At 61.6% G+C, this 12,745-nt stretch carries 8 protein-coding genes; 4 read left to right on the forward strand and 4 right to left on the reverse strand.

Annotation, left to right across the window (positions count from 1 at the left end; translation table 11 throughout):
- Positions 1–258: 258 nt before the first annotated feature.
- Together RX395_RS01110 and RX395_RS01115 are read left to right on the forward strand one after the other, a co-directional pair.
- Entirely contained in the window at positions 259–2,955 is a 2,697-nt protein-coding gene (locus RX395_RS01110; protein ID WP_316364841.1) for a valine--tRNA ligase, read from the forward strand.
- Between the two features lie 279 nt (positions 2,956–3,234).
- Complete coding sequence (locus RX395_RS01115) at positions 3,235–4,578, forward strand: bifunctional folylpolyglutamate synthase/dihydrofolate synthase (protein ID WP_316364843.1); 1,344 nt, start codon at positions 3,235–3,237, stop codon at positions 4,576–4,578.
- 350 nt (positions 4,579–4,928) lie between these two features.
- On the opposite strand, the gene RX395_RS01120 is transcribed toward RX395_RS01115, so the two are convergent.
- The 4 genes from RX395_RS01120 to RX395_RS01135 all read right to left on the reverse strand — a co-directional run bounded on the left by RX395_RS01120 (position 4,929) and on the right by RX395_RS01135 (position 9,745).
- A complete protein-coding gene (locus RX395_RS01120; protein ID WP_316364844.1) occupies positions 4,929–6,017 on the reverse strand; it encodes a M24 family metallopeptidase in 1,089 nt (362 codons plus the stop codon).
- Between the two features lie 465 nt (positions 6,018–6,482).
- Positions 6,483–6,881 (reverse strand): DUF1667 domain-containing protein, encoded by a 399-nt coding sequence (locus tag RX395_RS01125; RefSeq protein WP_316364846.1) that lies wholly within the window; start codon positions 6,879–6,881, stop codon positions 6,483–6,485.
- Between the two features lie 4 nt (positions 6,882–6,885).
- Positions 6,886–8,286 (reverse strand): NAD(P)/FAD-dependent oxidoreductase, encoded by a 1,401-nt coding sequence (locus tag RX395_RS01130; protein ID WP_316364847.1) that lies wholly within the window; start codon positions 8,284–8,286, stop codon positions 6,886–6,888.
- A 1-nt stretch (position 8,287) separates the two neighbouring features.
- Positions 8,288–9,745: an NAD(P)/FAD-dependent oxidoreductase gene (locus RX395_RS01135; RefSeq protein ID WP_316364849.1), complete on the reverse strand. Its 1,458-nt coding sequence runs from the start codon at positions 9,743–9,745 to the stop codon at positions 8,288–8,290.
- A gap of 325 nt (positions 9,746–10,070) precedes the next feature.
- On the opposite strand from RX395_RS01135, the gene RX395_RS01140 reads away from it, so the two are divergent.
- A complete protein-coding gene (locus RX395_RS01140; RefSeq protein ID WP_055251579.1) occupies positions 10,071–10,502 on the forward strand; it encodes a double zinc ribbon domain-containing protein in 432 nt (143 codons plus the stop codon).
- A gap of 235 nt (positions 10,503–10,737) precedes the next feature.
- Positions 10,738–12,501: a threonine--tRNA ligase gene (thrS, locus tag RX395_RS01145; RefSeq protein WP_316364851.1), complete on the forward strand. Its 1,764-nt coding sequence runs from the start codon at positions 10,738–10,740 to the stop codon at positions 12,499–12,501.
- The last annotated feature ends 244 nt before the right edge of the window (positions 12,502–12,745 follow it).

Genomic DNA, 12,745 nt, shown 5'->3' on the forward strand with positions numbered 1-12,745 from the left:
GCCTCTGACCATCCGTGGTCGGAGGCTATTTTATATATACGCAATAACCCCAACTACCTGTGTTATTCTGTGTGTTTGTTTAAGCCTCGGCGAAGTCATATCAGACTGAAGTAATCGATACCTAAGGCATGTCCGCCTGCTTGGTTTTCGTAGATTCCGCACGAGCCGAAGAGCGCTAAATGTGCTCTTCGTGCGAGCCAGGACCTGACCGAGCGAAAACCAAGCAGGCGGACACGCCGGCGGGACAGGGAGAGATATATGGAAGAAATGCCCAAGAACTACGATCCGTCGACCAACGAGCCGGCGATCCTGCAGAAGTGGCTCGACGGCGGCTACTACAAGCGCCGTGAGGGCGTGGGCGACTGCACCGTCACCATTCCGCCTCCCAACGTTACCGGCAAGCTTCACATGGGTCACGCTACCGACGACTCCATCCAGGACGCCATCATTCGTATGGCCCGCATGCGCGGCAAGTCCACGCGCTGGGTGCTCGGAACCGATCACGCCGGTATCGCCACGCAGACTAAGGTCGACAAGAAGCTCAAGAGCGAGGGCATTAGCCGCCTGGAGATCGGTCGCGACAAGTTTGTCGACGCCTGCTGGGACTGGACCCACGAGTACGGCGGCATCATCGTCGAGCAGATCAAGCGCATGGGCTGCTCCGTCGACTTCGATAACGAGCGCTTTACCATGGACGAGGACTATGCGCAGGCCGTGCGTAAGGTCTTCTGTGATTGGTATCATGACGGCCTGATCTATCGCGGCAAGCGCATCGTCAATTGGTGCCCCAACTGCACCACCGCCATCTCGGACGACGAGGCCGAGTACAAGGACGAGAAGGGCCACCTGTGGCACCTGCGCTACCCGCTGACCGAGCCGGTCAACGGCCAGGACTACATCGTCGTCGCCACCACGCGCCCCGAGACCATGCTCGGTGACACGGGCGTCGCCGTTTCCCCGAAGGACCCCGAGAAGGCCGCCTTCGTGGGCAAGACCGTCAAGCTTCCCATCGTCGACCGTGAGATCCCCATCTTTGAGGATTGGCATGTCGATGCCAACTTCGGTTCCGGCTTCGTTAAGGTTACTCCGGCCCACGACCCCAACGACTACGCCATGGGTCAGGCTCATGACCTGCCGCAGATCAACATCTTCGACGAGCACGCGGTGGTCGTCGAGGGCTATGGCGAGTTCACCGGTATGACCCGTGAGGAGTGCCGCGAGGCCGTCATCAAGTGGTTCGAGGAGCACGACCTGCTCGATCACGTCGAGGATCACGACCACTCCGTCATGCACTGCTACCGTTGCGACGCCGCACTGGAGCCGTGGCTGTCCGAGCAGTGGTTTGTGGCCGTCGACAAGCTCAAGGGGCCGGCGCTCGACGCCGTCAACTCCGGTAAGGTCACCTTCCATCCCGCGCGCTGGACGCAGACCTACACTACCTGGATGGAAAACCTTAAGGACTGGTGCATCAGCCGTCAGCTGTGGTGGGGCCATCGCATCCCCGTGTTCTACTGCGAGGACTGCGGCTGGGAGGACGCCCTTACCGAGGACACCGATGTGTGCCCCAAGTGCGGCGGCCATCACGTGCATCAGGACGAGAACGTGCTGGACACCTGGTTCAGCTCGCAGCTGTGGACCTTTGCCACGCAGGGCTGGCCGCAAAAGCCGGAGCTGCTCGAGGGACATCACCCCACGACGGCGCTCGTCACCGCGCGCGACATCATCGCGCTGTGGGTCGCCCGCATGGTCATGAGCTCGCTGTACTTCTTGGACGAGGTGCCGTTTAAGGACGTCGTCATCTACCCGACGATCCTTGCCAAGGACGGCAGCCGCATGTCCAAGTCCAAGGGCAACGGCGTTGACCCCATGGACCTCATTGGCATGTACGGTGCCGATGCCATGCGTTACAACCTGCTGACGCTCTGCACCAACAACCAGGACGTCAAGTTCGACGCGAACATCGACAAGAAGACCAAGAAGCTTATCGACAGCCCGCGTACCGACCAGGCTAAGTCGTTTGTGACCAAGATCTGGAACGCAAGCCGCTTCCTGCTTATGAACATGGAGGGCTACACGCCCGGCGAGCCCGTCGTGGAGACGCCGGCCGACGCCTGGATGTTCAGCCGCCTGGCAAAGGCCGTGAAGATGGTCACCGAGGGCATCGAGAACTACACCTTTGGCGACATGGCCCGCGGCGTGCAGCAGTTCTTCTGGAATGAGGTCTGCGACTGGTACGTCGAGGTCACCAAGGCCCGCCTGAAGGGCGTGGGCCGTCTGCAGGCTCAGCGCAACCTGATCTTTGTGCTCGACACCTCCATTCGCCTGATGCACCCGCTCATGCCGTTTGTCACCGAGGAAATTTGGGACAACATGCCGGCGAGCGTGCTCGACCTGGATGCAGAGGGTAACGTGGATCGCGCTGAGGCGCTCATGATCGCCAAGTGGCCCGAGCCCGCCGACTACGCTAAGTATGTCGACGAGGACGCCGAGCGCGCGTTTGAGCTTTGTCGCGCTGTCGTTTCCGCCGCCCGCGCCACCCGTTCGCGTTATCGCTTGAGCCCCAAGGCCGAGCTCGACGTGGTCGTGCGCGCCGGTGCCGAGGACATCGAGAAGCTCGAGAGCCTGCGTTCGACTATTGAGCCGCTGGCCAACACCGCCTCGCTGGTCATGGGTACCGATGTTGAGAAGCCGGCTGCGAGCATTGCCGTGGTCGATAGCGGCGTCGAGGTCTTTGTGGTGCTCGAGGGCAAGGTTGACCTTTCGGCCGAGAAGGCACGCCTGGAGAAGGAGATTGCCGCGGCCCAGAAGGAGCTCGCCGGCTGCGAGAAGACGCTCGCGAACGAGGGCTTTGTGGCCAAGGCTGCGCCCGCGGTGGTCCAGAAGAAGAGGGACCGTGCAGCTGAGCTCAAGGAGATCCTGGCGGCGCTGACTGCTCAGGTTGCTGACTTCTCGTAAGGTGGACTGAGGGGCGCGTCCCGATGCTTTGCTCTCCGCTGCGGACAGTCCTGCGCAAGACGGACAGCACATTAAGTGCTGTCCTTTGCGTGCGGAACTTGCGGCGAGCAAAGCATCGGGCCGTTCCTAGTTCGTTTACGTGGTTGTTTGCAACTGGTAGTTTAGGGCCACTTGGTTGTGGCCTTGAGGTCGCTGCAAAGCGGTGTTTGGCTGATATTTTGTATGGGAGGGGCTCGTTGTTGATTCGGGCCTCTTTTTATGTTGAGGGGACTTTGGTTTATGCCTAAGCGTTCGGGGTCGTATTCTGTGCCGTTCTCGTTTGAGTTGCTTTCGTTTGATGAGGCTGTGGGGCTGGCTGCTGATACGGGGCGGATTTCTGGGGATGCTGGTCCTTTGCTTGAGACGGTTGTCGATATGCTCGATGAGCTGGGGCGTCCGGACGAGTATTTCGATTGCATTCAGGTTGCCGGTACTAATGGCAAGACTTCGACCACGCGTTTTTCGGCTGCCATTCTTCGTGGTGAGGGGCTCAAGACCGCGCTGTATACGTCGCCGCAGCTGGTGCGCTATCCCGAGCGCATGGAGGTTGACGGGCGCGTTGTGAGCGACGAGGCCTTTGCCCGTGGCGTTTCTGCCGCTGTTGAGGCGGGGCGTCGGGTGAATGCGCACCGTGTGGCGGCGGGGGAGCGCGCCTATACCATCACGCCGTTTGACCTGCTGACGGCTGCCGCGCTTGTAGTGTTTGCCGAGGCCGCGGTGGATGTTGCCGTACTCGAGGTTGGCATGGGCGGACGCTGGGATGCTACGAGTGCGACCGATCCCGTGGCCGTTGCCATTACGGGCATTGGGCTCGATCACACACGTATTTTGGGCGATACGCTCGAGGCCATTGCGGGGGAGAAGGCTGCGGTTATTAAGTCTGGGCGCCTGGTTGTTTTGGGCGAGGGTACGCATGAGGCAAGTGTTCAGCGCGTGATGGATGCACGTTGTCGCGAGTGCGGCATTGTGCCGCTGGTGGTGAACCATGCCACGACCAAGGTGCCGAAGCACGTGGGTGATACAGTGAAGTTTAGCTGCACCACGCCGCGTGCGATCTATACGTCGAGCATGGTCAAGCCGGCCTATCAGCCGCAGAATGCCGCGTGTGCGATTATGCTGTGCGAGGGGTATCTTGGCCGTGAGCTCGACCACGAGGCGTTGGATGCATCGCTTATGGGTTGTCCCACACCGGGTCGTTTTGACGTGCTGGGAACTGATCCGCTCAAGCTGATCGACGCTTGCCATAACCCTCAGAGCTGCAAGAACTTTGTGAGCGCGTTGGACGAGATCGATCCGTGCGTGGAGAATCGCCCCACGCTGCTATGTGCCGCGCTGGCCGATAAGGACGTGGCGGGTATCGTTGACGTTTTGGTTCCGGCGTTCCCCCGCGTAGTCGTGACCCAGACCGATTCCGACCGCGCCCTGCCGGCAGAGGAGCTCGCCGCCCTTGTGGACGCCGATAAGCTTGCCGGTGTGTACCCGAGCGTGCCCGAGGCCCTCGCGGCTTTCAAGGCCGCGGGCGAGTCCTTCGTAGCAGCCGGCACCATCACCCTAGCCGGCGAAGTAGCCGGTCTGCTCCGCTAACCCATCCCCTCATCAGTTGCGGTGAAATGCGGACTGTTTTACAAGCCAGAAGCCTCAAACAGTCCGTATATCACCGCAACTTAAAAGCAGCCAATTTGGGGCGGGGCTTTTTAGCTACCCTGCACCTCACATTGACTTGCTTGTCACGAACTGGGCCTATCTACTACGTTTGACCGGTTACCCCCGACCACTTCGAAAAATGCAAAAATAAAACCGCAGGTAGATGGCTTGCGGATTTTGCGAAAAGTCGGTTATGGTCGACCCGTGCGGGTTAAACGTAGTAGATAGGCCGTTTTTGTGGCGAAGCCTTGGCAGGATGCGGCAAAGGGGTTGTCCCTTTGCCGCATTGCCTAGTCTAGGCGGAGCGGATCGTGGGGGTAGGCGTTGAGAATCTCGACGCCGTTCTCGGTCACCAGGGCCAGGTCCTCGATGCGGACGCCGGTGCGGCCGGGGAGGTAGATGCCCGGCTCGATGGAGAACGTCATGCCCGGCTCTACGACCTGCTCGTTGACGAGTGAAACGTCGCCCGGCTCGTGGTCCTGCAAGCCGATCGAGTGTCCCAGGCGATGCGTAAAGTACTGCCCATAGCCCGCATCCTCAATCACGTCGCGTGCGGCGCGGTCCAGGTCGCACATGCGCACGCCCGGGGCGATGAGCGCCTCGGCGGCCTCGTTGGCGCGGCGCACGATGTCGTAGATATGTGCCGTCTCCTCGTCCGTCTCGCCCCAAAAGAACGTGCGTGTCATGTCCGAGCAGTAGTTGCGGCGACGTCCGCCAATGTCGAACAGCACCACGTCGCCTCGCTTGAGTACGGTGTCGTCGGGCTCGTGATGCGGGTCTCCAGTGTTGGCGCCAAAGCTCACGATGGGCGGAAAGCTAAAGCCCTCGCAGCCGTGATTACGGTACAGACCGAGCATCTGGTCGGCAATTTCGCGCTCCGTCACGCCTTCGTGGACGAGCTTGATGGCGTCGGCCATCACGGCGTCGTTGGCGGCCGAGGACGCGCGCATGAGCTCCTGCTCGGCGGCATCCTTGTAGGTGCGTGCGGCGGTGACGGCAAAGTCGCCCAGGAAAAACTCGCTGGCGGCATGGCGCTCCAGAAGGGGCATCAAAAAGCCGGAGCGCATGACGGTATCGATGCCAAGCGGCTTGGTCGGATCGATCTCGCGCGCGATGGCATCGGCCACGACATCGGTATCGGTGTGGTAGGCAACGCGGGCATTGTCGTACTCGGGCAGCTGATGCAGGGCGTTGACCAAGATTACGGGCTCGTCATCGCGCGCGAGCAGCACACCGCAAAAACGCTCGAACATATCGGCATAAAAGCCGGTCAGGTAATAGATCGACCACGGGTCGTTTACGAGCAGCTGTGCGCCGGGGTGCTGAGCCTCGAGCGCATCGAGCACGCGCGCCACGCGCCGGTCATCGACATGTGCCATGAAACATCCTTTCGCTAGGGTGCCACCATGGTATCCCCAATGCCAGGGTAGTCAATTTGCGACGGGGCTATTTTAGCTGTGTCCAACATGCAGAATGATCGGGCAAAAGTAGTCATAAGAGGGCCGTTCCAAATGGGCTGGTTTCAAAAGTATGGTGGATTACGGGGCTGGACCTGTATTACTTGACCATGAGAAGAATCGCGAAATTAAAACCGCAGGTAGACGGCTTATCAAAAATCGAAAATTGCCGGTATGGATGGGGGTCTCCGAATCAGCCCCGTAATCCGGCATAGTTTTGAAATGGCACTAAAGTAGGCACAAGCTAAATACCAATTCCAAGGATAGTTGCGGTGGAATAGTTCCTGGATGCCGGGGTTTGGCGGAAATCAGGAACTATTCCACCGCAACTGAGGAGGGCAGGGTGGATGGCAGGGTAGCTTAAAGAGCCCGTCCCTAATTAGTTACTTAGACTCGGTCGATATCCATGCTGGCGACGAGGTCGATGCTGGTGCCGAGAAGGTCTTCCAGCACGACGTCGCCAATGCGGATGGGGGCGTTGACGACTTGGCCTCGGATGAGGTTCATGGCTTGGGCGTGGAGTTCTAGCGGGATGGCTTCGGCGGTGCGCACGGGGAGCAGGGCTTCGTCGCCGCCGGAGACGGCCACGGTGGTGGTGAGCACGCGCATGGGGCAGGTGAGCTCCTGATGCGCGAACTTATCGCCGCGCGGGCAGTTGTTGCCGGTCACGGAGCGCGCCTCTGCCACGGCGCCGTCTGCGTCACGCTTTACCTCTACGGTCAGAAGGCACTCGGATGGGCAGGTGGTGCAGTTGAACTGCAGCGTCTCGATTGCGTTCGTGCTCATGGCTTTACGCCCCCTCAACAGGGTCAACGGACAGGACAATCTCGCTGGCACCCAGGTCGAGTGCACGCTGAATCACCTTCGCCGGCAGTGGGAAGGTTTCCATAACGCTCGGCTTAAACGCGCGGACCTTGCCGGCGAACAGCTCTTCGCCGTTGGCCAAGATCCTCACGCGGGCAGCGTCGACGGGTCGGCGTACGCGGAAGTTGAGCTTGGTGAGCGCCACGGCCGTAATGCGTCCTGGCAGCGCGTAGCTCGCAATGCCGGCGGGGGAGACCGTGAGCTCGCAGACCGCGTCCGCGGCACCCGCCTCAGCATCCGTGTTGCCACCCAGCGCGTACGCCGCCGCAGCTGCGCCAGCCCTCTCGGACTCGGTCGTCACGTTGTCGGCTAGGTCGTGCACATGCAGCACATTGCCGCAGGCAAAGATGCTCGGCACGCCCGCCTGCAGGCTCTGGTCCACCACTGCGCCGCGCGTGCGCGGGTCAAGTTCAACGCCCGCGGCAACCGAAAGCTCGTTCTCGGGTATCAGACCCACCGAAAGCAGTAGCGTGTCGCACGGAACAACGCGCTCGGTCCCCGGAATGGGCGCCAGGCTCTCGTCGACTTGGCTCACCTCGACTGCTTCCACGCGATCGTGTCCGATCACACGCGTGACGGTTGTGGACAGGTGCAGCGGAATGCCAAAGTCGTCAAGGCAGTTCTTGACGTTGCGGCGCAGACCGTTGGCGTACGGCATGAGCTCGTATACGCCCTCGACCGAAATCCCCTCGAGCGTGCAGCGACGTGCCATGATCAGCCCGATATCGCCCGAGCCCAAAATGACGGCTCGCGAGCCGGGCTTGAGGTTTTCGATATTGATGTATCGCTGCGCCAGGCCGGCCGTAAACACGCCGGCGGGACGACTGCCGGGAATCTTGATCTCGCTGCGCGTGCGCTCTCGGCACCCCATAGCAAGGACGACCGCGCGTCCGGTGAGCTGCAGCATGCCGGCAGGGCTCATGAGCGTGACGGTATGGACTGCGGCGGCTCCCGCGGCCTTGTCCGCATCCAGCGCGCGCACATCCGCGCCCTCGCCTGAATCAATCCCGATCACCATGCTGTCCAAGAACAGCGCAATGTCGGTTGCGTGCACCTGGTCGATAAAGCGCTGCGCGTACTCGGGACCGGTGAGTTCCTGTTTAAAGTGCGACAGGCCAAAGCCGGGGTGGATGCACTGGCGGAGGATTCCGCCCAGGTGCTGCTCGCGCTCCACGATGGCCACGTGGGCGCCGGCATTATGTGCGGCAAGCGCAGCCGCCATGCCAGCGGGTCCGCCGCCGATGACGACCACGTCGAAGGCCTGCGGCGACACCGACGCTACAGCTCCGGCCTCCGCGCGTCCGTCGCGCATATCAAACGTCGCCATCCTAGCGCACCCCCTTTAGCGGTCCCTCAACCAACCAAGATCCGGTATCCTCCAACAGCACCTCGCTGGGGTCGCACCCCAGCTCGCGTGCAAGAATCGCCACCACGCGGCTCTGGCAAAAGCCGCTTTGGCACCGACCCATGCCGGCACGACAGCGGCGCTTGACGCCCTCGACCGAAACCGCGCCTGGGCGGCGTCTGATCGCGGCCACGATCTCGGCCTCGGGCACCGTCTCGCAGCGGCAGACGATCTGTCCCCACGCGGGCTCGGACTCGATTAGCTCCTCCTTGCGCGCCAGCGGTGCGCGGTCAAAGTCGTCCGGCGCGCGGCGAATTGGGTTCCAGTCCGCCCTCTCGTGCAGCTCCACGCCCGCCTCGCGCATCACAAGCTCCATGCGCTCGGCAATGGCCGGTGCGCTCGCCACGCCCGGCGACTGAATGCCCGCGACTTGGAAAAGTCCCGGCACCACGGTCGACTTTCCAATAAAGAAGTCGTTTGTTCCCTGAATGACCGGACGCCCGCCGGCAAATGCGCGCACCACGCGGCGCGTATCCAGGTCGGGCACCAGCTTGCGCGCGCCGGTCAGCAGCGCGTTCACATCGCTCGCATAGGTCTGCGTGTCGCCCGGCTCGCGCACGGCAGCCGTGGCGGTGATCACGGTGTTGCCATGCACGGTGCCCGTCACGATGACGCCCTTCGACACCGGCGTCGGCACGGTGTAGAGCGGCATGAGCGTGCGCAGCTCCTTTTCCAGCACCACGATGTTGCCCTGACGCCAGACCATCTGGAACTCCTCGGCGCCCGCCATATGCGAGATGTCGGCGGCGCCGTTGCCCGCGGCGTTGATTAGGTAGCGGCAGCGCACGTTGCCAGCGGGCGTCGCCAGCGTAAAGCGCGCAGCTTTGTCATCCGAGGCAGCAACCTCAATCGCCTCCACCGGCGCGGACCGCATAAACGTCACCCCGTTGGCCACGGCGTTCTCCAGCGCGGCGATGGCAACCTCAAACGGGTCGACAAACCCAGTCGAGGGGCACCACAACGCGCACGTTGCATCGGCACTGGCGCGCGGCTCTAATTCGTGGATGCAGTCGGGGCCGACGGTCGACAGCTCGGGAACGCCGTTGGCCAGTCCATTCCGGCGCAGCTTCTCCAGGTGTGCGCGGTCTTCGTCGTTAAACCCCAGCACCATCGAACCGGTGCGGCGGAACAAAAAGCCTAGCTCCTGGGCCCACGTGCCATATAGCTCACAACCACGAGCGTTGACCTGCGCCTTTACCGTGCCCGGTGCCGGATCGTAACCAGCATGCACCAGGCCGCCGTTGGCCTTCGAAGCTCCCAGCGCGATATCGTTGGCCGCCTCGATCACACAAATGGACAGGTCGAACCGCGCAAGCTGCCGCGCGATGGCGCACCCAGTAATGCCCGCGCCCACAATTGCGATATCAAACGTTTCTGCCACGGTGCCTCCCAGACAAGTTGACAGGCTGTCAATAGGACTATCCTACGGTCTGCACACCCCCAGTGCGGCGGCAATGCGGCGAACAGCCCCGCAACACCCGCCAACGGCAGGCGAGGGGAGGCACAGTAACGTCGACAACCTCGTCTGCCGGCTACCGTGTTGAAGTTTTGTCTTGATCTGTAACATCTAGACCCGGATTCCGCTCCCACTTGTTACAGATTGAGATGTTTGTGTCCGCGCCAGCCCCGTATCCAGCCGTAGTCCCATATAAACAAACCCCGTGGTAAACTTGCACGGACTGTTAATATTCCGAAAGGTACCCGTAATGTCCAAGTACATCTCCGAGCTCATGTCGCCGCAGCTTATGGGCGTCGTCTATGCTTTCGTTGGCTTTATCATCGCCCTGTATGTGCTGTCGGTCGTCTATGTGTTCATCGACGCGCGCCGCCGCGGCGCCAGCGCCTACGTGGCATGGGGCATCATCGCTCTCATCCCGTTTGTAGGCCTCATTGCCTACCTGGTCCTGCGCCCGCACTCCTACGCGTCCGACCGCGAGGAGCAGGAGCTGGACATGGCCCTGCGCGAGCGCCAGCTTGCCCAGTACGGCACCTGCCCGCAGTGCGGCGCGCCCATCGAGAAGGACTTCGTCGTTTGCCCGGTGTGCGATACCCAGGTTCGCAATGTCTGCCCCAGCTGCCATCGCCCGCTCGATGCGCACTGGAAGGTCTGCCCCTACTGCCGAACTCGCATCCAGTAACGCATCCATCGCCGGGCCGGCCGCAAGCCACGGGCACCGTGCGTCCCGCGCAAGCCACGCGCACCCCGCGCCCCGCCCCCACACGATGAAGCATGCGTAGAAAATCGCCCGCCGTGCCATTAAGGTGCGGCGGGCGCTTGTATACCAAGGCAACCTGCCTATAATGATGCAAGTCAAAAACGCCGAGCGCATCGCACGCACTTGCATCAGGCATCCGAGAGGAGAAAACATACCCATGAAGGCACTCTACAATGACGGTTCGGTGGCCGAGCTCCCGCAGGACGAGGTCACGCACGTCATCCGCCACTCTGCCGCGCACATCATGGCGCAGGCCATCAAGCGCCTGTACCCCCAGGCCGACTTTGCCTACGGCCCCGCGACCGACAACGGCTTCTATTACGACGTCGACCTGCCCGAGGGCGTCAAGATCAGCGAGGACGACTTCCCCGCGATCGAGGCCGAGATGAAAAAGATCGTCAAGGAGAACCTCAAGTTCACCGTCTTTGAGAAGCCCCGTGCCGAGGCCATCGCCCTTATGGAGGAGCGCGGCGAGAAGTACAAGGTCGAGCACATTGGTGACCTGGACGACGACGCCCGCATCACCTTCTACCAGCAGGGCGACTACATCGACATGTGCGTCGGCCCCCACATCTGCTACACCAAGGCCCTCAAGGCCTTTAAGCTCACCGGCGTCTCGGGCGCCTACTGGAAGGGCGACAAGGACAACAAGATGCTCACCCGCATCAACGGCGTCGCCTTTGCCACCAAGGAAGAGCTCGACGAGCACATGCACATGCTGGAGGAGGCCAAGAAGCGCGACCACCGCAAGATCGGCCGCGAGATGGACCTCTTTATGATGCGCGACGAGGCCCCCGGCTTCCCGTTCTTCCTGCCCAACGGCATGATCCTTAAGAACACGCTGCTGGACTACTGGCGCGAGATCCACCACAAGGCCGGCTACGTGGAGATCTCCACGCCGCTCATCATGAACAAGCAGCTGTGGAAGACCTCGGGCCACTGGGACCACTACAAGGACAACATGTACTCCACCGTCATCGACGACGAAGAGTACTGCATTAAGCCCATGAACTGCCCGGGCGGCGTGCTGGTGTACGCCTCCAAGCCGCACTCCTATCGCGAGCTGCCCATTCGTGCCGGCGAGATTGGCCTGGTGCACCGCCACGAGCTGCGCGGCGCCCTGCACGGCCTGTTCCGCGTGCGCTGCTTTAACCAGGACGACGCCCACCTGTTTGTGCGTCCCGACCAGCTGACCGACGAGATCGTGGGCGTGGTCAACCTCATCGACTCCGTGTACCAGAAGTTTGGCTTTAAGTACCACGTTGAGCTTTCCACCCGCCCCGAGGACTCCATGGGTTCCGACGAGGACTGGGCACGCGCCGAGGAGGGCCTGCGCACTGCTCTGGAGAAGTTGGGCATGGATTACGAGGTTAACGAGGGCGACGGCGCCTTCTACGGCCCCAAGATCGACTTCCACCTGGAGGACTCGCTCGGCCGTACCTGGCAATGCGGTACCGTGCAGCTCGACTTCCAGATGCCGCTCAACTTTGATCTGGAGTACGTGGACGCCGACGGCACCAAGAAGCGCCCCATTATGCTGCACCGCGTGTGCTTTGGCTCTATCGAGCGCTTTATCGGTATTCTGATTGAGCACTTTGCGGGCAAGTTCCCCACCTGGCTGGCTCCCGTGCAGGTCAAGGCACTTCCGGTTTCCGAGAAGAGCCGCGACTACGCCCACGAGGTGTGCGCCAAGCTGGAGGAGGCCGGCATCCGCGTGGTCTGCGACGACCGCGACGAGAAGATCGGCTACAAGATCCGCGAGGCCCGCAGCATCGACCGCGTGCCCTACATGCTTATCCTTGGCGAGAAGGAGGTCGAGGCCGGCAACATCTCCGTCCGCGATCGCTCCAATGAGACCGTTCAGATGAGCGTTGACGAGTTTGTTGCCAAGGTGACCGAGGAGATTAAGACTCGCGCCTAAGGCAAACTTCACAACAATTAACAAAGGCGACCGTCCACACAGGGCGGTCGCCTTTTTTCATGCCGAAATAAGAAAAGCCGCTGGTTGAGCGGCTTTTTTTGTTCAAGACTTTAGTCTGCTGGCCGCGCAGCGGCCAGCTTTAAACCACCCGCTACGCGGGTGGAGACAAACGGCTTTACAAAGCCACCCCTCCGACCGATATTGACGATTGTTCAGGCCGTCAAGAATTCGAGTCGAAGGGGTG

It is taken from the genome of Collinsella aerofaciens, assembly GCF_032584215.1.
GTDB lineage: Bacteria > Actinomycetota > Coriobacteriia > Coriobacteriales > Coriobacteriaceae > Collinsella.

Excerpts from the sequence above, each read along its gene's own strand:
- RX395_RS01110 (WP_316364841.1), top strand. The coding sequence starts at position 259 with ATGGAAGAAATGCCCAAGAACTACGATCCGTCGACCAACGAGCCGGCG.
- RX395_RS01115 (WP_316364843.1), top strand. The coding sequence starts at position 3,235 with ATGCCTAAGCGTTCGGGGTCGTATTCTGTGCCGTTCTCGTTTGAGTTG.
- RX395_RS01120 (WP_316364844.1), bottom strand. The coding sequence starts at position 6,017 with ATGGCACATGTCGATGACCGGCGCGTGGCGCGCGTGCTCGATGCGCTC.
- RX395_RS01125 (WP_316364846.1), bottom strand. The coding sequence starts at position 6,881 with ATGAGCACGAACGCAATCGAGACGCTGCAGTTCAACTGCACCACCTGC.
- RX395_RS01130 (WP_316364847.1), bottom strand. The coding sequence starts at position 8,286 with ATGGCGACGTTTGATATGCGCGACGGACGCGCGGAGGCCGGAGCTGTA.
- RX395_RS01140 (WP_055251579.1), top strand. The coding sequence starts at position 10,071 with ATGTCCAAGTACATCTCCGAGCTCATGTCGCCGCAGCTTATGGGCGTC.
- thrS (WP_316364851.1), top strand. The coding sequence starts at position 10,738 with ATGAAGGCACTCTACAATGACGGTTCGGTGGCCGAGCTCCCGCAGGAC.